The following is a 21,864-nucleotide window of genomic DNA, read 5'->3' as shown; positions in this document are numbered from 1 at the left end:
GGTACGGTCAGGGCATGCCACCGACCAGCGAGACTCTGACCGCCGAGCGCATCCTCGAGGCCACCGAGGAGGTGCTGCGCCGGCACGGCCCGGCCAAGGCCACCGTGGTGGACGTGGCGCGCGCGCTCGGTGTCAGTCACGGCAGCGTCTACCGCCACTTCCGGACGAAGGCGGCCCTGCGCGAGGCGGTCACCAAGCGCTGGCTGGACCGCACCTCCGGGCAGCTGTCCGGGATCGTCGCCGCGGACCGCGTGCCGGAGGACCGGCTGCGGGACTGGCTCGCCGCGCTGTTCGCCGCCAAGCGCCGCAAGGCGGGCGAGGACCCGGAGCTGTTCGCCACGTACATGGTCCTCACCGACGAGAACGGCACGGCGGTGGGCGAGCACGTCACCGACCTGGAGACGCAACTGACCCGCATCATCGAGGCCGGTGTCGAGACGGGGGACTTCGCCGCCACCGACCCGGAGGCCTCGGCCCGCGCGGTCTTCCAGGCCACGGGCCGCTTCCACGACCCCTGTTACGCGAGGGAGTGGGAGGAGCCGGGCACCGAGGCCGACTTCGCGGCGGTCGTCGACCTGCTGGTGCAGGGGCTGCGGCGAGCGCCGTAGTCCCTGGCGCGTCAGCGGCCCGAGCCGGCCCTGCCCCGGAGCCCCGGCACGCCGGCGGCCCGAGCGGACCCCCGCCGCTATGCCGCCGTCGGGTCCACGGTGGCCTGGTGGGCCTCCAGCAGGTGCTCCTCCGCCTTCAGCCAGGGCAGGAACTGGGCGCCTCTGTGCCAGCCGCAGGTGTCGCATCTGATCGTGCGCTGCACACCCGTCCGGTGCACCCGCACCACGTGTTCCCGGCCGTGCTGGTCCCACCGGCTGACCTTGCTCGTGTCGATCTGTGCCATGACGCCTCCCGCGTCGAGAAATCCGCCGTCCCGATCCGCTCGCAGCAAGGAGTGTGCAGCACGACCGGCATCAACAGGGTTTCCCCGGAAGACGGTTATCAGGCTGTGAGCGACGTCAGGCGATGGTGCGGGGCAGCCGCAGGCTCAGCAGGCCGGTCAGCACCACACCGCAGATCTGCACCAGCAGGGTCGCGATCAGGGCGTCCCTCATGCCCAACCCCGGGACCAGGGACAGGAACAGCGTGCCCAGCGTGGCCACACCGAGGGTCATCGCCGACTGCTGGGTGGTGGTCATCACGCCGCTTCCGACCCCGGCGCGGGTGGGTGGCACCTCGGAGAGGATCACCCGGTAGATGACGGGGAGTTGCATCGCCTGTCCCGCACCGGCGACCACACCGCCGGGGAGCAGTTCGACGAAGCCGAGGTGCGGCCAGGACCACCAGGCGGCCAGCGTCATCAAGGCCAGACCCGTGCCTTGGAGCACGGCACCGGCCGTCACCACGCGCGTGCCGTACCGGGCGACCAGGCGCGGGCCCAGCAGCGAGAAGACGAAGAACACCACCGCCAGCGGGGCGAGCGCCAGGCCCGCGGCGACCGGACCCAGCCCGGCGCCCTGCTGCAGCGCCACCGCGATCACGAACATGAAGCCGCTGAAACCGATCGAGAAGGGCAGCACCAGCAGCAGTCCGCGGCGCAGCGAGGTGAGCGCGAACAGGCTCGGCGGCACCAGCGGCGTGCGGCCCTCGCGGTCGGCCCGCCTCTCCACCGCGTAGAACGCCGCCGCCGCGAAGGGGAACGCTGCCAGCGACAGCCACGTCCACAGCGGCCAGCCCGCCGCCCGGCCCTCGGTGAGCGGGAAGAGCAACGTCAGGAGCGAGGCCGCGAGGAGGAACGTGCCCGCGACGTCGACCGGCTCGGGCCGCGGCGACCTGGTCTCGGGGACGGCGCGGACGGCCAGGACCAGCCCGGCGAGCACCACCGGCACATTGACGAGGAACACCGACCGCCAGCCGGTCCCCGCGATGTCGGCGGCCACCAGGACCCCGCCGAGGATCTGCCCGGCGACCATCGCCAGCCCGGCGGTCGCGCCGTACATGCCCATGGCCTTCGCCCGCCGCGGGCCGGTCGTGGTCGCCTGGATGGTGGCGAGGACCTGCGGCAGCATCGCGGCGGCCGAGGCGCCCTGCGCGACCCGGGCCGCGACCAGCGACCAGGCGCCGGGCGCCAGTCCGCAGGCCAGCGAGGTCAGACCGAAGGCCGCCATCCCGGCGAGGAACAGCCGCCGCCGGCCGAACAGGTCGCCGAGTCTGCCTCCGAGGACCAGCAGGACGGCGTACGACACCCCGTAGCCGGAGACGACGAGTTCGAGGACGGACTCGCTCGCGGAGAGGTCGGTACCGATGGTGGGCAGGGCGACGTTGACGATGAAGAAGTCGATGAGAGGGAGGGCGGCGCCCAGCAGCACCGTGAACAGCCCGGGGCCGCCGAGTGCGGGAGCGGAGTCGGGGGCGGGGGCCGTGGGAGCACGGACGGGGCGTGGGGCAAGGGATTCAGTGGTCACGGTCACGAGCCTGCGACGTCCCTCAGGCTGGTACCAGAGTGTTCTTGTCCTGGTAGTGGCACCACCTGGAAACAGGGTCCGGGCGGGGGCATGCTGGAGGGCATGACGACCACGGCGCAGGAGACGACGGCGACGGCCCACGGACCCGAGGTGCCGCCCACGCCCCGTGACGCCGAGGTGCGCCGGCACGAGCTGGCGGCCTTCCTGCGCAGCCGCCGGGAGCGGATCGCCCCCGAGCAGGTGGGGCTGCCCCGGGGCGCCCGGCGCCGCACCCCCGGACTGCGCCGGGAGGAGGTCGCCCAGCTCTCCGCGGTGGGCGTCACCTGGTACACGTGGCTGGAGCAGGCCCGGGACATCCAGGTCTCCGTCCAGGTCCTCGACGCGCTGGCCCGCGCGCTGCTGCTCGACCCGAGCGAACGCGCGCACCTCTTCCAGCTCGCCGGGGCGGCGGATCCGACCCCCTCGACCACGTGCCCCTCGGTCACACCGGCGATGCGGGCGCTGCTGGAGCAGGTCGAGCCGTTCCCGTCGTGCCTGCAGAACAGCCGGTACGACATCCTCGCCCACAACCGCACGTACGGGCTGCTGCTGTGCGACCTGGACGCGGTCCCGCCCGAGGACCGCAACTGCATCCTCCTCTCCTACACCCACCCCGAGTGGCAGTCCTCGATCGTGCACCTGGAGGAGACCCAGCGCCTGATGGCGGCCCGCTTCCGCGCGACCATGGCCCGCCATCTCGCCGAACCGGCCTGGAAGACGCTCCTCAACCGGCTGCACACGGAGTCCCCCGAGTTCCGCAGGGCCTGGGACCGCCACGAGGTGGTCGCCCACCGCAGCAAACGCAAGGAGTTCCGCAACCGCCACGTGGGCCGCGTCACCGTCGACCACACGGACCTGTGGCTGACGCCCGGCGCCGGCCCCCGGATCGTCACCTACGTCCCGGCGGACGAGGAGTCACGTGAGCGGCTGGCGGAGCTGCAGGCGATCGCCCTGGCCCGGCAGGCCGTTCACGCCGCCGGGTGACCGCCGGTCCGCAGCCGGCCGTGCGTCTTCCGTACGACGTGGCCGTGCCCGGCCGTTGTGGAACTGCTTGAGGGCGTCCATGCGCAGGCCGGCGTGCTCCGTGCGGTGTCTGACGAGCGGGATGCCGACGTTCTGCCGGGGCGCGCCGGGTGAGGGTGAGCGTGCTCATGGGGCACCCGATCGTCGACCGGCCGTGACAGGTGCCGTCGGCTCAGACGCGGACCCCGGCGGCGTCGCGCACGTCCGCCGACTCCAGCCGCGCGGCGGCCCGTTCGGCCGTGCCCCGGGCCCACCGCCCGTTCGTCACCGCTCCCAGTGCCAGCACCGCCAACCCGCACACCGTGAGGATCCACCACCCGGGCCGGGCCGCGGACACGAAGGTGTCCCGGTACGAGGACGCGCCGACGCCCGAGGCGAGCACCGCGCCCACCACGGCCACTCCCAGCGTCTGGCCGAGCTGGCGGCTCGTGGAGGCGACGGCCGCCGCGACGCCCGCCTGGGCGCGGGGCATGCCGGAGACCGCCGTGTTGGTGATGGGCGCGTTGACGAACCCGAAGCCGATGCCGAAGAGGACGTAGCCGGCGAAGAGCGTGACGTTGGAGGTTTCCGCCTCGAACGCGGCGAACAGGACACCGCTCGTCGTCATCGCGAAACCCGCGATCAGCAGGGGCACGCGGGGACCGCGTGTGCCCACCAGGCGGCCCGACAGCGGCGCGCACAGGAACGTGGGGACGGCCATCGGCAGCATCCACAGCCCCGCCTCCAGGGCGGTCAGGCCGCGTACGTTCTGCAGGTACAGCGTCGACAGGAACAGGAAGCCGCCGAGCGCGGCGAACGCGCTGATCGCGATGACCGTCGCCCCGCTGAACGGCGCCGAGCGGAAGAAGCGCAGGTCGATCAGCGGTTCCTTGCGGCGCGGCTCGTACAGGAGCAGCCCGGCGAGGGCGGCCAGGGCGATGACGGCCAGGGGCGCGATGGACCGGAACGGCGTGCTCGGCGCCTCGATGATCGCGTACGTCAGCGAGCCGAACAGCGCGATCACCAGCACCTGCCCGACGGGATCGGGGCGGCGGGCGCGGGGGGCGCGGGACTCGGGGACGAAGCGCAGGGTGAGCAGCAGGGCCGCCAGGCCCACCGGCAGGTTGATCCAGAAGATGGAGCGCCAGCCGACGGAGTCGACGAGGAGGCCCCCGACCAGCGGACCCGCGGCCATCGAAATGCCGACGACCGCGCCCCACACACCGATGGCCCGAGCCCGCTCGCGCGGGTCGGTGAAGGTGTTGGTGATGATCGACATGGCGACCGGGTTCAGCATCGAGCCGCCCACCGCCTGCACCATCCGGAACGCCACCAGCGCCTCGAGGTTCGGCGCGAGGGAGCACAGCACCGAGCCGATCGTGAAGACGACCAGGCCGGCCATGAAGACCCGTTTGCGGCCGATCCGGTCGGCCGTGGAGCCCGCGAGCATCAGCAGCGAGGCCAGGACCAGGGTGTACGCGTCGATCGTCCACTGCAGGCCCGAGGTACTGGCGTGCAGGTCCTGCTGCATGGACGGCAGGGCCACGTTCAGGACCGTGTTGTCGAGGCTCACGATCAGCAGGCTCATGCAGCAGATCGCGAGCACCAGCATGCGGCGGCGGTGACTGAGCTCGGGCATGCGGTCCATCGTACGCCGACATCGATAGTGTGGCTAACTAATGAAGTTTGCCATCTCATTGCACGGCACAATGGAGGCATGTCCACGCCCCTCCAGATCGGCCCGCACACCGTCCGGCCCCCCGTCGTCCTGGCCCCCATGGCCGGGATCACCAACGCACCCTTCCGCACCCTGTGCAGAGAGTTCAGCGGCGGCAAGGGCCTGTTCGTCAGCGAGATGATCACCACCCGGGCGCTGGTCGAACGCAACGAGAAGACCATGCAGCTGATCCACTTCGACGCGACGGAGACGCCGCGCTCGATCCAGCTGTACGGCGTGGACCCCGCGACCGTCGGCAAGGCCGTCCGCATGATCGCGGAGGAGGACCTCGCCGACCACATCGACCTGAACTTCGGCTGCCCCGTGCCGAAGGTCACCCGCAAGGGCGGCGGCTCGGCGCTGCCGTACAAGCGGAACCTGCTGCGGGCCATCCTGCGCGAGGCCGTCAGCGGCGCGGGCGACCTGCCCGTGACGATGAAGATGCGCAAGGGCATCGACGACGACCACATCACCTTCCTGGACGCCGGCCGGATCGCCGTCGAGGAGGGCGTCACCGCCATCGCCCTGCACGGCCGCACCGCCGCGCAGCACTACGGCGGCACCGCCGACTGGGACGCCATCGCCCGGCTGAAGGAGCACGTGCCGGAGATCCCGGTGCTCGGCAACGGCGACATCTGGTCCGCCGAGGACGCCCTGCGGATGGTGCGCGAGACCGGCTGCGACGGTGTGGTCGTGGGCCGCGGCTGCCTGGGGCGGCCCTGGCTCTTCGCGGACCTCGTCGCCGCCTTCGAGGGCCGCACCGAGGACATCGCCCGCCCCGCCCTGCGCGAGGTCGCCGACGTCATGGTCCGGCACGCCACCCTGCTCGGCGAGTGGATCGGCGACGAGACCAAGGGCGTCGTCGACTTCCGCAAGCACGTCGCCTGGTATCTGAAGGGCTTCGCGGTCGGCTCCGAGATGCGCAAGCGTCTCGCGATCACTTCGTCCCTGGAGGAGCTGCGCTCCGGCCTGGACGAGCTGGACCTCGACCAGCCCTGGCCCGCCGGCGCCGACGGGCCCCGGGGCCGTACGTCCGGCAACAACCGCGTGGTCCTGCCGGACGGCTGGCTGAAGGACCCCTACGACTGCGCAGGGGTCGGCGAGGACGCCGAGCTGGACACGTCCGGCGGCTGATCGGCCCTTCGGCGGGTGCGCGGCTTGACCAGCCCTTCGCGGGTCCGCGGCGCAATCAGCCCTTCGACGGGTGCGGGGTGGAGCCGAACGCCTTCAGGAAGCGGTCGCGGAAGGAGCTCATCCTCCACACGGGCGCGTCGTGTTCGGGCCTGAGGCCCTCCGTCCAGTGCCAGTCGGCGACCTTGTCCAGGACCTTCGGGTCCTTCGCGACGATCGACACCGGCACGTCCCGGGAGGCGTGGTTCCCGCTGACCCGGGCGATGGGCTGGTGGTCGCCGAGGAACACCAGCACGGTGTCGTCGGTGCCGTAGCGCCGGAGCCACTGGGTGAGGCTGGTCACCGAGTACTGGATGGACTTGCCGTACTCCTCGCGGGACTTGGTGGTGTCGGTGATGACGTCCGACGCCTTGTTGCCCGCCTGCTGGATGGCGTCGAAGACCGAGCCGTCGCCGAGTTCGTCCCAGCCGACCGTCTTCGGGATGGGCGCCCAGGGCTGGTGGCTGGAGGTCAGGATGACGAACGACATCAGCGGCTTGTCCCGCTTCTTCCCGTGCACCCGCCGCTGGAACGCCTCCAGCGCGTACTGGTCGGGCATCGTCGACCAGCTGAACTTCGGCCCCTTGTAGCCCAGGTCGAAGGCGTCGTAGAGCGTGTCGAGGCCGTACCACTTCTCCTCCGGCCAGCCCTTCTGCACACCCGGCATGACGCCGACCGTGTCCCAGGCGCCGGTCTTCTGGAAAGCCTTGGTGAGGGTGAGGTGGTCGCCGGCACTGACCGTGCGGTAGCGCCGCTGGTTGTCGATCCACAGGCCGGACATGGTCGTGGAGTGGCCGAGCCAGCTGCTGCCGCCGTACGTCGCCGAGGTCAGCCAGCCGCTGCGGGCGTCGAAGCCGGCCTTCTTCAGGGCCTCGGTGCTCGAGTCCAGAGTGCGGTCGACGCCGGGGGCCATGATCGGGTCCTCGACGGCACTGCGGCCGTAGCTCTCGATGAACGTGAAGATCACGTCCTTGCCGCGCAGGTCGGGCAGCAGCTCAGCGGGCGGGGTGTTGCCGAAGGTGTCCGCCTTGGACTGCCGCACGAACGCCGCCTCGTCCCGCAGCGACTCCACCGTGCGCTGGGCGTGCACCTTGAGGGCCCCGGCCCCGCGCTCGGAGGCGATCGGCGCGCCGAACAGCGTCAGGCCCAGCGCGGCGCAGGCGACCCAGACGGTGCCCGCGATCAGGGCGCCCTTGGACGCCCGCAGCCGGTGGCGTGCCAGCACGTCGGCGAGCCGGATCGACGCCGCGACCATGACGGCCGCCACGAGCAGCACGAGCAGCACCGCGCCGACGGCGGCGGCGGTCGCGACGCCCTCGCCGAGCGTGTCCTCGACGTACGCCTGCGCGTCGGGCAGCAGGTCCCAGTCGAGCGCGGCGTTGAAGCCCCGGCCGAGGTACTCGTTGAACCCCATGTCGAACAGATTCACCGTGGTCAGGGCCGTGAGGCCGAGCCCGTACAGCACGGCCGCCACCAGCCGGGGCCGACGCGGCAGCGCCAGGACGACGACGGCCCCGAGGACCGCCTCCGCCGGGATCCGCGCGAAGCTGGCCGCCTTGAGGGCGGGGAGCGTGTTGGGCAGGAGCAGGGCGCCGAGGACCAGGACGGCGGCGAGCGCGGTGGTGAACGCACGCAGAGCGCGGGCGGCCCGGGGGTGACGGGTGCGCCAGGTAAGGAGGCGGCCCGGAAGGAGACCGCGGGTGGCCCGTGCGGTGGCCGGGGCCGGACCGGCCACCGCCGCGCCCTCCGGCTCGCCTTGGCCCTGCTCCCCACCCGCCGCCGGGCCGCCAAGCTCCGCCGCGCCGCTGATTGCCGCCGGGCCGCCACCCGCCGCCGCGCCCTCGGCCTTCGCCGCGTCCTCGGCCTTGGCCTCGGGTGTGCCGTCGCCCGGCTGCGACGACTCGCTGAAGCGTGTGAAGACAGGCACCCGGAGGTCCTTCCGTGCGGAACCGGTGAGGGGCGGACCCGGGTGGGGGTACGGGTCCGCCACCGTTCCGTACGGGACGTCCCTCGGGTGTGTTCAGCCCGCCGGGCCAGCGCTCGGCAAACACCCGGCAAACAGCGGGCCAACCGGCCCTCAGACCACCCCCACCGCCGTGAGCAGCGCCAACGGGGCCGATGCCGAGCGGGATTCACGCACGCACGCGTGCGGGTACGGCACCGGCTCCGGGTGCGTGTCGCGGCCGTAGCCCGCGAGGACCTCCGGGAGCCGGTGGCCGGTCGCGCCCGCCGCGTCGACCAGGCCGTGGGCGATCGCGCGGGCCTCGTCGTGCAGCCCGTAGCGGGCCAGGCCCAGGGCGATCAGCGCGTTGTCGTGCGGCCAGACCGAGCCGCGGTGGTAGGAGAGCGGGTGGTACGCCGGCTGCCCGGCGGCCAGGGTGCGCACGCCCCAGCCGGAGAAGAAGTCCGCCTCGAGGAGCCGCCGGCCGACCAGTTCCCCGTACTCCTTGTCCAGCAGCCCCGACCACAGCAGGTGCCCGGCATCGGAGGCCAGCGCGTCGACCTGCCGGCCCCGGCCGTCGAGCGCGAGGGCCGGGAAGGAGTGCTCCGGCATCCAGAAATCCCGCTGGAAGCGTTCGCGCAGGTCGCCGGCCGTCTGCTCCAGCAGGTGCGCGTACGTGGCGTCCTGCCACACCGTGCGGGCGAGGCCCGCCGTGCGGCGCAGGGCGTCGTAGGCGTAGCCCTGGGCGCCGGCCGCCGTCACCGGCCCGTGCGGGCGGGTGCCTTCGGCGGAGCAGATGGCGCCGGGGGAGTCCTTCCAGTTCTGGTTGGCGAGGCCGCCCCGGTCGGCGCGGTAGACGAGGTAGCCGCGCGAGGTCAGGCCGCCGTGGTCGAGCATCCAGGTGACCGCGGCCCGGGCGTGGGGTTCGAGGCGGCGGGCCGGGCCGGTGTCGCCGGTGTGCTCGGTGTACGCGCCGAGCAGGACGAGGAAGAGCGGCGTGGCGTCGACCGAGCCGTAGTAGCGGCCGTAGGGGACCTGGCCGAAGTGGGCCAGTTCGCCGTGCCGCACCTCGTGCACGATCTTGCCGGGCTGGGCGATCCCGCCGGGGCCGGTTCCGGTGGCCTGGGTCGCGGCGAGCGCGGGCAGGGTGGCGGCGGCCAGACCCGGCCGGTAGGGCAGGGCGAACAGCGAGGTCAGCAGGGCGTCCCGGCCCAGCAGCGTCAGGAACCAGGGGGCGCCGGCGGCGGGTACGCGCAGGTCCTCGCCGTCCGGGCCGGTGGCCGGGACCTGGAGGGCGGCGAGGTCGGCGAGCCCCCGGGCGCAGGCGGCGGCCAGCTCGGGCCAGCCGGCCGGGAAGGCCACGTCCCGGACGAACTCGTATTCCTGGGCGCGCAGTTGCTCCTGGGCGGCGGCGGGGGAGCGGGGCACGCGCAGGGCGCGCCGGTCGCCGTGCGGGCGGGCCATGACCCGCAGGGTCAGCTCGGCCGTGCCGTGCGGTGCGAGGTCCAGGGTCCATGCCAGGCGGCGGGCGCCGGTGCCGGTCTCCTCCACGGCGTCCGGCCGGGGGTCGGCCGTCACGGTCGTGACGGAACGCCATTCGCCGCGCCGGTAGACGAACTCCACGCCGTGTGCGAGCACGTGGCGGGAACGGACGGCGCCCGCCTTCGTGTAGGTGCGGTGGTCGGAGCGCAGCTCGAACTGGTCGGTGAAGTCGGCGTCGGCGGTGACCGCGAGGCGGACCGTCGTCGGCACCGGACGGTTGCTGGTGACGCGCAGCGACTCCACGAACGAGGAGTCCCCCACTGCCTGTTCGCGAAAGAGGGTGTACGCGGGAGGTTCGTCACGGCCGCCGCGCGGGACGAGCACGCAGCGCGCGGTGTCCCCGTCGGCCACCGGGGTCAGCGTGTCGGGCACCGCCCCGTCGACGGTGAGCTGCCACCGGCTCAGATGCCGGGCGTCCCGTACGAACATGCCGTCCGGGGCGCCGCCGCCCCGGTAGCCGCTGATGTCGCCGCGGTCGCCGACGGCGGCGAACGTCCGGCCGTGCACGAGCAGATGATGCCGGTCCGTCATGCCGGGTCCTCTCCCTTGATCGCCGTGAGGCCGTTCCTGCCCCGTGCGGGCCGGTCGTGCAGCAGGTCGAGCGTGAGCGCGGCGGTCCAGCCGAAACCGGTGGCTCCGCAGGCCTGTGCCGTGTACGGGTCGACGTACTCCGCGAACCCGGAGGCGTCGGCGGCGTGCAGCATGCCCTTGCGCAGGGCGTCGGCCCGGCCGCGCTCGCCGTGCAGCCGCAGCCCGCGCTCCAGCAGCCAGTTGATGTTGAACCACGCCGGGCCGCGCCAGTAGCGGTGCGGGTCGAAGGCCTCGCCGAGCAGGTCGTAGCTCGGGACCAGGCGGGTCGTGCCGCCGAGGCCGAAGTGCGGGCCGCAGGCCGTGCGGACCAGGGTGGCCGCGAGGTCGCGGGGCAGGGCGGGGAGCAGCAGGGGGACGAGCCCGGTCACGCCCCGCTCGGGGATCAGCTCCCCGGCACGCACGTCCCGGCACAGGAACATTCCCGCCGCCGGATCGAACAGCCGCTCCACGAGCGTGGCGGTCAGCCGCTCGGCGCGGCCGTGCCGGGGCGGGTCCGCCGCGCCCAGCTCCCGCTCGATCCGGGCCAGGGCGTACTCGGAGGCGATGAGCAGGGCGTTGAACGCCGGGTCCTCGACGGCGAAATCACCCGCCGCTGCCCCGCCGCCGTCCCCAACCGTGGCTCCGTGGGCCGTCCCGCCGATTCCGCAGCCCTCAGCCGTGGCTCCGTGGGCCGTCCCGCGGGTCCCGACGTCGGCGTATCCGCGGTCCCGGTAGTCGGCGGCCAGCCGCACGTACCGCCCGTAGTCCAGATCCGTCGGCCGGTCCTGCGGGGCGCCGTGGTCGAGGTCGGCGCGGCGGAAGGAGCGGGCCGGGGCGGGGGTGACGCGGGACAACGGGCGGTCCCAGCAGGGGCTGTTGTCCATACCCTGTTCCCAGGGGTGCACGACGGACACCAGCCCGGCCCCGCCGAGGTCGCGGCGGTCCAGGAGGTAGTCGTGCCAGGCGGCCAGCCGGGGGTACGCCCGGGTGAGGAAGCCGCGCGCCCTGGACAGGCCGGGGTCGGCGAGGTGCACGAGCCACGCGGCCAGGGCGTGGACGGGCGGCTGCACGATCCCGGAGGTCTGTACGGTGCGCGGGGCGCCGGCGGCGCGCCCGGCGGTCGACGAACGCCAGAAGTCGGGGCTCGGGAAGTACGCGTCGAGGGGGACGGAGGGGTTGAAGACGATGTGCGGGACGCGCCCGTCCGCCCACTGGGCCGCCAGCAGCGTCTCCAGTTCCGTCTGCGCCCGTAACGGCGAGAGGTGCCTGAGGCCGATCGCGATGAACGCCGAGTCCCACGACCACTGGTGCGGATACAGGCCGCGCGAGGGCACGGTGGACCGGCCGGTCCAGTTGCCCTCCAGGACCTGTGCGGCCCTGACGTGCAGGGACGGCGGCGCGGCGGCCGGATCGTATGCGATCTCGCGTCCCGCGGGACGCGTGGTGAGCTGGGCGATGCGATCCACTCGGGGCTCTCCCAAAGACGCACTCCTGGCCAGGATCGGCAGGAGCTACCGTAGGGTTACGTCTATTTAACACGCAAAACCCAATATGTAATGCAGGGTTGGGAAACACAAGGGGGTGTACATGACCGGACAGGCCGGGAGAACCGGACGAGGCGCGGGTCAGTCGAGCGCCGGCGATCTGCTCGAACTGGTGCGCAGTCGCCGTGCCGTGACCCGGGGTGCGCTGCAGCAAGTGACCGGTCTGTCCCGGGCCACCGTGGGGCAGCGGCTGGACCGGCTCTTCCGCGCGGGCTGGCTGCGCGAGGGCGCCGGGGGGCCGGTGGACTCACCGCTGGGCGGGCGGCCCTCCATCACCCTGGAGTTCGACGACGAGCACGCGGTGGTCCTGGCCGCCGACCTCGACACCCGGCACGCCCGGGCGGCGGTCCTGTCGTTGTCCGGCGAGATCCTCGCCGAGCACTCCGGCACCCTCGTCGTCGAGGACGGGCCGGACAGGGTCCTCGGCGAACTCGGCGGGTGGTTCGGCGAGTTGCTGGAGAAGGCCGGGCACGGGGCGGAGGCGGTCTGCGGGGTCGGGCTCGCGGTGCCCGGCCCGGTGGACACCGGGACCGGCCGTGTCGTCCAGCCGCCGATCATGCCCGGCTGGGACGGCTATGACATAAGGGGCCGACTCTCGCGGGCGCTCACCGAGCACGCGGGCGCCGCCGGAGTGCCGGTGCTGGTGGACAACGACGCCAACCTCATGGCGTACGGCGAACAGCGCAGCGGCTACCCCGACTGCTCCGCCTTCGTGCTGGTCAAGGTCTCCACCGGCATCGGCGCCGGGGTCGTGGTGGACGGCTCGGTGTTCCGGGGCGTCGACGGCGGCGCGGGCGACATCGGGCACATCCGGGTGCCGGAGGGCACCGGGGCGTTGTGCCGGTGCGGCTCCTACGGCTGTCTGGCCGCCGTCGCGAGCGGCGGCGCCGTGGCCCGGCGGCTGGCGGAGGCGGGGGTGCCGGCGGCCTCCGGCTCGGACGTACGGGATCTGCTGGCGGCCGGGCACCCGGAGGCGGTCGGACTCGCCCGGGAGGCCGGGCGCCGCGTCGGGGACGTCCTCGCGACCGTCGTGACACTGCTCAACCCCGGCGTCCTGATGATCGGCGGGGATCTGGCCGGAACCGCCTTCCTGACAGGCGTGCGCGAACTGCTGTACCAGCGGGCGCTGCCCCGCTCCACCGCCCACCTCGATGTCGTGACCGCACGGCTGGGCGAGCGGGCCGCGCTGGTCGGAGCCGGTGCGATGGTCGTGGAGCACCTCTACGCGCCCGAGCGGGCCGAGGAGCGGCTGCGTGCCATGGGGGTGTGACGGCCGCGTTTCGGTTCCGGGACACGTCCGCATGGTGAAATCGCGGCGCTTGTGGCAGCGTGATTCTCGCCACCCCTGATAAGGGTTGCGCTCAGATGAGCGGATCTTGAGCGGCTGCACTTCTCCAAGGGGTGGCACTGAGTGCCACCGTTTGATCGTTCATCGAGCGAAATCAAATGTGCGGAAACTTCGCTCAGATGAGCGCTTGACGGGGTCGGGGGAGGCTCTTGCGTTCAAGAAGTGAAAACATGCGGCTGTGATCGCTTGCTCAGCCTTGACTTTCGATCCGCTGGCGGACGAGTGGTTACAGGCGCATGACGCACAAGTGGACGTACCCAGACGCCTTTGATCTGGGTATGTTCCTGCCCGTCAGGGCAGCCACCGCGTCCTCGAGGAGTCGAGACCCGTGTCGGAAAACAAAGATCTCCCGGTAGCCGAGCAGGCCGCGAGCGTTGAGGGCGTGAAGTTCGTCTACGACTTCACCGAGGGCAACAAGGACCTCAAGGACCTCCTCGGTGGCAAGGGCGCGAACCTCGCCGAGATGACGAACCTGGGCCTTCCGGTCCCTCCCGGCTTCACCATCACCACCGAGGCATGCAAGGTCTACCTGGACAGCGGCGAGGAACCGGCGGCACTGCGTGACGAGGTGAGCGCCCACCTCGACGCGCTCGAGGCCCGCATGGGCAAGAAGCTCGGCCAGGCCGACGACCCGCTGCTGGTCTCGGTGCGCTCGGGGGCCAAGTTCTCCATGCCCGGCATGATGGACACCGTCCTCAACATCGGCCTCTCCGACAAGTCGGTCCAGGGCCTCGCCAAGCAGGCCGGCGACGACCGGTTCGCCTGGGACTCCTACCGCCGCCTCATCCAGATGTTCGGCAAGACCGTCCTCGGCGTCGACGGCGAGCTGTTCGAGGACGCGCTGGAAGCGGCCAAGGCGGCCAAGAAGGTCACGGTCGACACCGAGCTGGAGGCCGCCGACCTCAAGAAGCTCGTCACCAAGTTCAAGAAGATCGTCAAGACCGAGGCGGGCCGGGACTTCCCGCAGAGCCCGCGCGAGCAGATGGACCTCGCCATCCACGCGGTCTTCGACTCCTGGAACACCGACCGCGCCAAGCTCTACCGCCGCCAGGAGCGCATCCCCGGTGACCTCGGCACCGCGGTCAACGTCTGTTCCATGGTCTTCGGCAACCTCGGCCCCGACTCCGGCACCGGCGTCGCCTTCACCCGCGACCCCGCCTCCGGCCACCAGGGCGTCTACGGCGACTACCTGCAGAACGCCCAGGGCGAGGACGTCGTCGCGGGCATCCGCAACACCGTGCCGCTCGCCGAGCTGGAGCAGATCGACAAGAAGTCGTACGACCAGCTGATGCAGATCATGGAGACGCTGGAGAACCACTACAAGGACCTCTGCGACATCGAGTTCACCATCGAGCGCGGTGTCCTCTGGATGCTCCAGACCCGCGTCGGAAAGCGCACCGCGGGCGCGGCCTTCCGCATCGCGACGCAGCTGGTCGACCAGGGCCTGATCGACGAGGCCGAGGCGCTCACCCGCGTCAACGGCGCCCAGCTCGCGCAGCTGATGTTCCCGCGCTTCGACGAGGACGCGAAGGTCTCGCAGGTCGGCCGCGGCATCGCCGCCTCCCCGGGCGCGGCCGTCGGCAAGGCCGTCTTCGACTCCTACACGGCCGTCAAGTGGTCCCGATCCGGCGAGAAGGTCATCCTGATCCGCCGCGAGACCAACCCCGACGACCTGGACGGCATGATCGCCGCCGAGGGCATCCTGACCTCCCGCGGCGGCAAGACCTCCCACGCGGCCGTCGTCGCGCGCGGCATGGGCAAGACCTGTGTCTGCGGCGCCGAGGAGCTGGAGGTCGACACCAAGCGCCGCCGGATGACCGTGCCGGGCGGGCACGTCGTCGAGGAGGGCGACGTCGTCTCCATCGACGGCTCCTCCGGCAAGGTCTACCTCGGTGAGGTACCCGTCGTGCCGTCGCCGGTCGTGGAGTACTTCGAGGGCCGGATGCACCCGGGCGCCGACGACGCCGACGAGCTGGTCGAGGCCGTCCACCGCATGATGGCCTTCGCCGACCGCAAGCGCCGGCTGCGGGTGCGCGCCAACGCCGACAACGCCGAGGACGCGCTGCGCGCCCGCCGCTTCGGCGCCCAGGGCATCGGCCTGTGCCGCACCGAGCACATGTTCCTCGGTGACCGGCGCGAGCTGGTGGAGCGTCTGATCCTCGCCGACACGGACACCGAGCGCGAGGAGTCCCTCAAGCAGCTGCTGCCGCTGCAGAAGCAGGACTTCGTGCAGCTCTTCGAGTCGATGGACGGCCTGCCGGTCACCATCCGCCTCCTGGACCCGCCGCTGCACGAGTTCCTGCCCGACATCACCGAGCTGTCGGTGCGTGTCGCGCTCGCCGAGTCCCGCCAGGAGCCGCACGAGAACGAGCTCCGCCTGCTCCAGGCCGTGCACCGGCTGCACGAGCAGAACCCGATGCTGGGTCTGCGCGGTGTGCGTCTCGGCCTGGTCATCCCCGGCCTGTTCACCATGCAGGTCCGGGCGATCGCCGAGGCCGCGGCCGAGCGCAAGGCAGCCAAGGGCGACCCGCGCGCCGAGATCATGATTCCGCTCGTGGGCACGGTCCAGGAGCTGGAGATCGTGCGTGAGGAGGCCGACAAGGTCATCGCCGAGGTCGAGGCGGCCTCGGGCGCGCAGCTGAAGCTGTCCATCGGCACGATGATCGAGCTGCCGCGCGCCGCGCTGACCGCAGGTCAGATCGCCGAGGCCGCCCAGTTCTTCTCCTTCGGCACGAACGACCTGACCCAGACGGTGTGGGGCTTCTCCCGGGACGACGTGGAGGCGAGCTTCTTCACGGCGTACCTGGAGAAGGGCATCTTCGGTGTCTCCCCGTTCGAGACGATCGACAAGGACGGCGTCGGCTCGCTGGTGAAGCTGGCCGCCAAGGCCGGCCGCGAGACCCGCCCCGACCTCAAGCTCGGCGTCTGCGGCGAGCACGGCGGCGACCCGGAGTCGGTCCACTTCTTCCACGAGGTCGGACTCGACTACGTCTCCTGCTCCCCGTTCCGCATCCCGGTGGCCCGCCTGGAGGCGGGCCGGGCGGCGGTCCAGTCCCAGGGCAGCGACCACCGCTGACCCGGGGGCGGAGAACCCGGAGCCGTCGGCGGTCCCCGACCCTCACCGATCGCGGCGGCTCCGGAGCACGAGACGAAGGGGCGGCACCTGTGCGGAGGTGCCGCCCCTTCGGCGTTGCCGGCGGTCCGGGCCCTTCGCGTGTCCGGGAGGACTTTCGTCGTCCGGGAAGCCTCTCGCCCGTGTCGCAGGCCCTTCCCTGGCCGGGACGCCTGCCGCCTAGCCGGGGAGTCCTTCCCGCAGGCACACGACGGTGCCGGTCCGGGCCGCGGTCAGCAGCGCGGTGAGGGTGGGCAGCCCGGTCGCCAGCGGGGTGGATTCCAGGTCGGCGAGGCTGAAGAAGCCGTGGTGGTCGTGTTCGGGGCTGCGCCGGACGGGCTGCCCGGCCGGGAGCCGGCCACCGTGGAAGTAGAAGTCGATCACCGGCCCCGTCTCCAGCACATCCGCCCGGTGGTCGTATCCGAGGAACCGCAGGTCCTCGTCCAGGGCGATGCCGGTCTCCTCGTGCAGCTCCCGGCGCGCGGCGCCGACGGGGTCCTCGCCGTGGTCGAGCATGCCGCCCGGCAGCCCCCAGAGCCCCGCTGCGGGCAGGCCCCCGGCGTAGCGCAGCAGCAGGATCCGGTCCTCGTCGTCGAGCAGCAGGACGCAGGACGCGACGATGGTCTGCGGCAGTGTCTTGACCCACTCGGCACGGGGCAGCACACCCGGCGCGTCCGGGGCGGGCACGGTCGTGTCCACGGTGGTGTTCCTTCCGTCGGCTGGGCAGCCCGCTGCGAACCGCCCAACCGGTGGAACGGCCGGGCCCGCCGATGGTCACCGGCGGATCCGGCTCAGGTGGTGCACGCGCCCCCCGTCACGACCGGAACGGGCCCGTGACCTCGTACGTGATGCCGCCCGAGGAGCTGCCGCTGGTGCCGCGCTGGCTGGAGAAGTACAGGCGGGCGCCGTCCGGGGAGAAGGCCGGGCCGGTGATCTCCGAGGCGGACTGGCCGTCGACGCGCAGGAACGACGCGACGACGTCGTCCGGGGTGATCACGCAGATTTCCATGGTGCCGCCGTCCTCGGCGACGAACAGGTCACCGGAGGAGGTGCCGGTGATGTTGTCGACGCCGGTGAGCGGGGCCGTGCCGTTGACGAGGGAGTCGTCGTAGGCGAGTTCGTAGGTGTTGTTCTGGAGGTTCAGCTGCCAGACCCGGTTGTCGCCCTTGGTGGTGAACCAGACCGTGTCGTTCGCGTAGTGACAGCCCTCGCCGCCGTTGAAGGACTTCGAGCCGGAGACCTGGGAACGGGTGGCGGTGGGGGAGCCGTCCGGGTCGGGGATGTCGGTCCAGGTGAAGGAGCCGCTGGTGGCGCTGCCCGCGACCATCACCTGGAGTGTGCCGGAGGACAGGTTGCCCCAGGTCGTCGGCACGAAGCGGTAGAAGCGGCCGTTCGTCTCGTCCTCCGTCAGGTAGATCACCCTGCGTACCGGGTCGGCGGCCGCCGCCTCGTGCTTGAAGCGGCCCATCGCCGCGCGCTGCACCGCCGCGTCGGTGCCCCACGGGTCCGTCTCGTAGACGTAGCCCCGGTCCACCTCCTCGCAGGACAGCCAGGTGTTCCACGGCGTCCTGCCGCCCGCGCAGTTCTGCCGGGTGCCGGAGAGGATGCGGTACGCGCCGGTGATCGTGCCCGTCGAGGAGAACCTCACCGCGCTCGCGCCGCCCGAGGGATTGATCTCCGAGTTGGAGACATAGATCCAGCCCGTGCCGTCGGCGTAACAGGCGCCGCCGTCCGGGGCGTTGTGCCAGGTGTACGAGGTGTTCCCGACCTGCCGGCCGGACCGGGCGATGACGCGGCTGGTGAAGCCGGCGGGGAGTCTGATGCCGTTGGCGTCCGGGGAGCCCAGGGGCCCGTAGGGGCCGGCGCCGGGCTGGGCCGGGGCCGCGTACGCGGCGCCGCGCCACAGGGTTCCGCCGAGAGCGGCCGATGTGCCGCCGAGGACGGCCGCACGCAGAAGGCTACGACGTTCCACTCTCACTCCAGGTGCCGTACCGCCCTGCCGCCGGTCGGCGGCAGGGTCGTGCGTGGTGGTGGGGGAGGCGGAGAGAACGCTAGGGGCACCGGGTTGACGGAGCATGGACAAATCGTGGCCGTGGGGCGGCATGCTGTGCGCCGCCGGTGCCCCATGGCGGACAGGTCCGCGTCGGCGGCACGGCGGCACGGGGCCACTGCGCCGACGGCACGGGGACTTCCCGGGCGCGCCTACGCCGGCAGTGCCGGTGCCTCCCGTCGCGGCCTCCTCGGGCGGTCGCCGCCCGGCCCCGGACCGGGCTCGCCCGACGGCCGTGCCGACGGCAGCCGGATCACCACGTCCAGGCCGCCGGTCGCCGCCGCGCGCAGGGCCGCCTCGCCGCCACTGGCGTGGGCGAGGCGCTGCACCAGGGCGAGGCCCAGTCCCGTACCGCCCTTGGGGGCGCCCGGGGCGCGCCAGAAACGGTCGAAGGCGCGGTTCCGCTGCTCCTCCGTCATGCCCGGGCCCTCGTCGGTGACGTGCAGGTCGACCCAGCGCGGCCTGCTGTCGCGCAACGCCCGCCGCGGCGGGGCCTGCAACCGCAGCTCGATGGTGACGGTGCTGCCCGCCGGGGACGCCCGCAGGGCGTTGGACAGCAGGTTGTCCATGATCTGCTCGACGGCCCCCGGCACCGCGAGCACCGGGCCCACGCTCCCCGCGAAGAGCACGAGCGAGACGCCCTCCCGTGCGAACAGGGGCTGCCACGTCCGGTGCCGCTCTGCGCAGACCGTGCCCAGGTCGACGGTGGCGGGAATGGCGGCGTGCTCCTCCAGCCGCGCCATGGCCAGCAGGTGCTCCACCATCCGGGCCAGCCGGTCCGTCTCCGTGACGGCGGCGGTGAGGCTGCCCCGGGCCCGGGCGGCGATGTCCGGCTCCAGGTTCTCCAGGCGCAGCCGCAGCGCCGCCAGGGGTGTCTTCAGCTGGTGCGAGGCCTCGCCGGCGAACGCCCGCTGGGACGAGAGCAGATGGGCGAGCCGGGCAGCCGTGTGGTTGAAGGCGGCGGCCAGAGAGCGGACCTCCGGCGGCCCCTTCGTGATCGTCACCGGGGCGAACCGGCCACCGTCGGCCAGGTCGTGCGTCGCCTGCTCCAGTTCGCGGATGGGGCGGCCCGCCCAGCGGGCGAAGGCGAACCCGACCACGGCGACCGCCGTCAGCACGGCCAGTCCGCCCAGCACCAGCAGCAGCCACACGTGGTGGACCCGCTCGTGCACCGTCCGGGTGGGCACCGTCAGCCACACCGCGCCCGCCGGCCGCGCCCCCTGGCCGACCGGCGCGGCCACGGACAGGTACTCGACCCCGCCGATCGTGGAGGTACGGACGTCCACCGTCGACGTGCCCCGCAGCGCGGCCGCGATGCCCGGCCGGGCGGCCAGGTCGCCGGAGACCCCGGCGTCCACCGGGTGCGAGGTGGCGAGCGGTGCGCCCGAGGCGTCGACGATCACCACCTTCCCGCCGATGCGCTCCGCGCAGTGCGCCGCCCGCGTGGGCAGGTCACGCTCGGCCCGCCCCGCCGCGAGGGACAGCGCGGCGTACGCGGAGACCGACTCGGCCTCGTCCTTCGCCGCGTTGACGACCCGCTCCCGCTCGCCGCGCGAGTAGACGAAGCCCAGTGGGATCTCCAGGCAGAGCAGCACCAACGCCGCGAGGCTGAGGTAGCTGAGCAGCAGCCGGCGGGTCACGGAGAGGCCACCTGCGCGGTGTGGCCCGGGTGCGCCGACAGCCGGAAACCGACACCCCGCAGCGTCCTGATCCACGCCGGGTGCCCCAACTTGCGGCGCAGCGCGCCCACATGGACGTCCAGGGTCTTGGTGGGACCGTCGTAGTGCGGGTCCCAGACGCGGTCGAGGATCTGCTGCCGCGAGTAGACCGCGCCCGGGTCCTCGCTGAGCAGCGCCAGCAGGTCGAACTCCTTCGGCGTGAGCAGGACGGGGGTGTCACCCACCCAGACCTGGCGGGTGCGGCGGTCCACGACCAGCGGGCCGGGGTCGTGCGGCGGGTCGGGGGCCGGGTCGTACGAGGTGGTCGCGGGAGGTTCGTAGGACAGTGCCGGGGCCGGTTCGTGGGCGGGCGCCGGGGCCGGCTCGTACGGCGGCGGATGGGGAGTGCCCCGCGTGCCCGGCGCGGGGCCGGCGGCCTCGGGGAACGCCTGGTGGGGGCGTTGTGAGCGGCGGGTCACGGCACGGACCCGGGCGACCAGTTCGCGCACGCTGAAAGGTTTCGCCAGGTAGTCGTCGGCGCCCAGCTCCAGACCCAGGACGCGGTCGGCCTCCTCGCCGCGTGCGCTGAGGATGACGATGGGGACGTCCGAGACCTGCCGGATGCCGCGGCAGACGTCGATGCCGTCCATGTCCGGCAGCCCCAGGTCGAGCAGGACGACGTCGTTGTACGGGCCTCTCAGTCCGTCCGTCCCGGTCGCGACGTGGTCGACCGTCAGCCCGAAGTGGCCGAGCCCTTCGGTGAGCGGCTCGGCGATCGTCTCGTCGTCTTCGATGAGCAGCACTCGTAGGCCCATACGTCCTGTCTCTCCGTGAAACCGGCATGAATCCGGGCAGCGTCAATTCGCATTCCCTGCCGCGGAGTTCACACGCTACAAGAAGACGCCGCGTCTGGGAATGAGGGCAAAGAATGTTCAATTGCTGGCCGGGCTCTGGACTTTGCTTAACCTTCCTCTGTAGGTCGGCCGTCTACGGTGGGGCGCATCGGACGAAAACCCAGCTCAGGAGAGTGCGTTGAAGGCTTTGCTGGACCGTGCCCGTGCGTTCAGGACGCGTCCTGATTTCGACAGCGGCGAATTCCGGAAACTGGCTGAAGGGCAATATCCGCAGGCGTTGTTCATCACCTGCTCGGACTCGCGGGTCATCCCCGCGCTGATCACCGGTGCGCGACCCGGGGAGATATTCGAGCTCCGGAACGCAGGAAATATCGTGCCGCCCTACGAACGGCCCGGGGCCTGTGGAGAGGCGGCCACCATCGAGTACGCACTGGAGGTGCTCGGGGTTCAGGACATCGTGGTGTGCGGTCACTCACACTGCGGTGCGATGGGTGCGCTGAAGTCCGGCGACGACCTGTCGGCACTGCCCGGCGTGGACGCCTGGCTGCGCATCGCCCGCCCCGAGCTGACCTCCGTGCTCCGGACCGCCCCGGACGACCCGTCCCTGCCGGAGGTCTCCCAGGGCAACGTCGTCAACCAGCTGACAGCGCTGAGGAGTTACCCGGTGGTGCGGCAACGCCTCGACTCGGGCCGGCTCCGGCTGCACGGCTGGTACTACGAGGTCGACACCGGGTTCGTGTACGAGCTCGGCGACGACGGCGACTTCCGGGTGCACGCCGCGTGAGCGGGGCGCATGCGCGGGGGCGGACCTGGGGAGGCCCGGGGGGCGGACGCTACGGGGGGCCGTCGGGCGGTGAGGGCGG

Annotated in this window: 16 protein-coding genes; 6 read left to right on the top strand and 10 right to left on the bottom strand. The window is 72.4% G+C overall.

The window, feature by feature from the left end; genetic code table 11:
* Positions 1 to 14: 14 nt before the first annotated feature.
* Complete coding sequence (locus AB0B29_RS01775; RefSeq protein ID WP_362232579.1) at positions 15 to 608, top strand: TetR family transcriptional regulator; 594 nt, start codon at positions 15 to 17, stop codon at positions 606 to 608.
* Between the two features lie 77 nt (positions 609 to 685).
* On the opposite strand, the gene AB0B29_RS01770 is transcribed toward AB0B29_RS01775, so the two are convergent.
* Both AB0B29_RS01770 and AB0B29_RS01765 read right to left on the bottom strand, forming a co-directional pair.
* Positions 686 to 892, bottom strand: coding sequence for a hypothetical protein (locus tag AB0B29_RS01770; RefSeq protein WP_104780685.1), 207 nt, complete (start codon positions 890 to 892; stop codon positions 686 to 688).
* A gap of 115 nt (positions 893 to 1,007) precedes the next feature.
* Entirely contained in the window at positions 1,008 to 2,453 is a 1,446-nt protein-coding gene (locus AB0B29_RS01765; RefSeq protein WP_362232576.1) for an MFS transporter, read from the bottom strand.
* Between the two features lie 102 nt (positions 2,454 to 2,555).
* On the opposite strand from AB0B29_RS01765, the gene AB0B29_RS01760 reads away from it, so the two are divergent.
* Positions 2,556 to 3,476 carry a helix-turn-helix transcriptional regulator gene (locus AB0B29_RS01760; RefSeq protein WP_362232573.1) on the top strand — a complete coding sequence of 307 codons (921 nt, stop codon included), beginning with the start codon at positions 2,556 to 2,558 and terminating at the stop codon, positions 3,474 to 3,476.
* A gap of 211 nt (positions 3,477 to 3,687) precedes the next feature.
* Here the strand turns inward: AB0B29_RS01760 and AB0B29_RS01755 are convergent, their stop codons facing one another.
* Positions 3,688 to 5,133, bottom strand: a complete 1,446-nt coding sequence (locus AB0B29_RS01755; protein ID WP_362232571.1) for an MFS transporter — start codon at positions 5,131 to 5,133, stop codon at positions 3,688 to 3,690.
* 78 nt (positions 5,134 to 5,211) lie between these two features.
* On the opposite strand from AB0B29_RS01755, the gene dusB reads away from it, so the two are divergent.
* Positions 5,212 to 6,345 carry a tRNA dihydrouridine synthase DusB gene (dusB, locus tag AB0B29_RS01750; protein ID WP_362232568.1) on the top strand — a complete coding sequence of 378 codons (1,134 nt, stop codon included), beginning with the start codon at positions 5,212 to 5,214 and terminating at the stop codon, positions 6,343 to 6,345.
* A 55-nt stretch (positions 6,346 to 6,400) separates the two neighbouring features.
* Here dusB and AB0B29_RS01745 read toward each other — a convergent pair whose 3' ends face one another.
* The 3 genes from AB0B29_RS01745 to AB0B29_RS01735 form a co-directional block, all read right to left on the bottom strand.
* Entirely contained in the window at positions 6,401 to 8,116 is a 1,716-nt protein-coding gene (locus AB0B29_RS01745; protein ID WP_436845781.1) for a CDP-alcohol phosphatidyltransferase, read from the bottom strand.
* A gap of 342 nt (positions 8,117 to 8,458) precedes the next feature.
* Complete coding sequence (locus AB0B29_RS01740) at positions 8,459 to 10,396, bottom strand: amylo-alpha-1,6-glucosidase (protein ID WP_362232566.1); 1,938 nt, start codon at positions 10,394 to 10,396, stop codon at positions 8,459 to 8,461.
* Positions 10,393 to 11,901, bottom strand: a complete 1,509-nt coding sequence (locus tag AB0B29_RS01735) for an MGH1-like glycoside hydrolase domain-containing protein (RefSeq protein WP_362232563.1) — start codon at positions 11,899 to 11,901, stop codon at positions 10,393 to 10,395. Before AB0B29_RS01735 ends, AB0B29_RS01740 begins: the two co-directional genes overlap by 4 nt.
* Before the next feature lie 121 nt (positions 11,902 to 12,022).
* Here AB0B29_RS01735 and AB0B29_RS01730 point away from each other — a divergent pair, with 121 nt between their 5' ends.
* Both AB0B29_RS01730 and ppdK read left to right on the top strand, forming a co-directional pair.
* Positions 12,023 to 13,249, top strand: a complete 1,227-nt coding sequence (locus AB0B29_RS01730) for an ROK family protein (protein WP_362232560.1) — start codon at positions 12,023 to 12,025, stop codon at positions 13,247 to 13,249.
* 406 nt (positions 13,250 to 13,655) lie between these two features.
* Entirely contained in the window at positions 13,656 to 16,403 is a 2,748-nt protein-coding gene (ppdK, locus tag AB0B29_RS01725) for a pyruvate, phosphate dikinase (RefSeq protein WP_436845766.1), read from the top strand.
* A gap of 216 nt (positions 16,404 to 16,619) precedes the next feature.
* On the opposite strand, the gene AB0B29_RS01720 is transcribed toward ppdK, so the two are convergent.
* The 4 genes from AB0B29_RS01720 to AB0B29_RS01705 all read right to left on the bottom strand — a co-directional run bounded on the left by AB0B29_RS01720 (position 16,620) and on the right by AB0B29_RS01705 (position 20,962).
* The gene (locus AB0B29_RS01720; protein WP_362232557.1) at positions 16,620 to 17,138 is read right to left on the bottom strand and encodes an NUDIX hydrolase; all 519 of its coding nucleotides are present in this window, start codon (positions 17,136 to 17,138) and stop codon (positions 16,620 to 16,622) included.
* A gap of 115 nt (positions 17,139 to 17,253) precedes the next feature.
* Positions 17,254 to 18,411: an alkaline phosphatase PhoX gene (locus AB0B29_RS01715; protein WP_362232554.1), complete on the bottom strand. Its 1,158-nt coding sequence runs from the start codon at positions 18,409 to 18,411 to the stop codon at positions 17,254 to 17,256.
* Positions 18,412 to 18,641: 230 nt separating this feature from the next.
* The gene (locus AB0B29_RS01710) at positions 18,642 to 20,129 is read right to left on the bottom strand and encodes a sensor histidine kinase (protein WP_362232552.1); all 1,488 of its coding nucleotides are present in this window, start codon (positions 20,127 to 20,129) and stop codon (positions 18,642 to 18,644) included.
* The gene (locus AB0B29_RS01705; RefSeq protein WP_362232549.1) at positions 20,126 to 20,962 is read right to left on the bottom strand and encodes a response regulator transcription factor; all 837 of its coding nucleotides are present in this window, start codon (positions 20,960 to 20,962) and stop codon (positions 20,126 to 20,128) included. The genes AB0B29_RS01710 and AB0B29_RS01705 overlap by 4 nt, the downstream gene beginning before the upstream one ends.
* Before the next feature lie 217 nt (positions 20,963 to 21,179).
* Here AB0B29_RS01705 and AB0B29_RS01700 point away from each other — a divergent pair, with 217 nt between their 5' ends.
* The gene (locus AB0B29_RS01700) at positions 21,180 to 21,785 is read left to right on the top strand and encodes a carbonic anhydrase (protein WP_362232546.1); all 606 of its coding nucleotides are present in this window, start codon (positions 21,180 to 21,182) and stop codon (positions 21,783 to 21,785) included.
* Positions 21,786 to 21,864: the final 79 nt, after the last annotated feature.

The sequence above is a fragment of the Streptomyces tibetensis genome, from assembly GCF_040647715.1.
GTDB classification, from domain to species: Bacteria; Actinomycetota; Actinomycetes; order Streptomycetales; family Streptomycetaceae; genus Streptomyces; species Streptomyces tibetensis_A.
Note: the sequence above shows the minus strand (reverse complement) of the source record. Positions and strands in the feature narration are given on the sequence as shown.

What these genes read in the sequence shown, in the direction of transcription:
- AB0B29_RS01775 (WP_362232579.1), top strand. Translation starts at nt 15, where the DNA reads ATGCCACCGACCAGCGAGACTCTGACCGCCGAGCGCATCCTCGAGGCC.
- AB0B29_RS01770 (WP_104780685.1), bottom strand. Translation starts at nt 892, where the DNA reads ATGGCACAGATCGACACGAGCAAGGTCAGCCGGTGGGACCAGCACGGC.
- AB0B29_RS01760 (WP_362232573.1), top strand. Translation starts at nt 2,556, where the DNA reads ATGACGACCACGGCGCAGGAGACGACGGCGACGGCCCACGGACCCGAG.
- AB0B29_RS01755 (WP_362232571.1), bottom strand. Translation starts at nt 5,133, where the DNA reads ATGCCCGAGCTCAGTCACCGCCGCCGCATGCTGGTGCTCGCGATCTGC.
- dusB (WP_362232568.1), top strand. Translation starts at nt 5,212, where the DNA reads ATGTCCACGCCCCTCCAGATCGGCCCGCACACCGTCCGGCCCCCCGTC.
- AB0B29_RS01740 (WP_362232566.1), bottom strand. Translation starts at nt 10,396, where the DNA reads ATGACGGACCGGCATCATCTGCTCGTGCACGGCCGGACGTTCGCCGCC.
- AB0B29_RS01730 (WP_362232560.1), top strand. Translation starts at nt 12,023, where the DNA reads ATGACCGGACAGGCCGGGAGAACCGGACGAGGCGCGGGTCAGTCGAGC.
- AB0B29_RS01705 (WP_362232549.1), bottom strand. Translation starts at nt 20,962, where the DNA reads ATGGGCCTACGAGTGCTGCTCATCGAAGACGACGAGACGATCGCCGAG.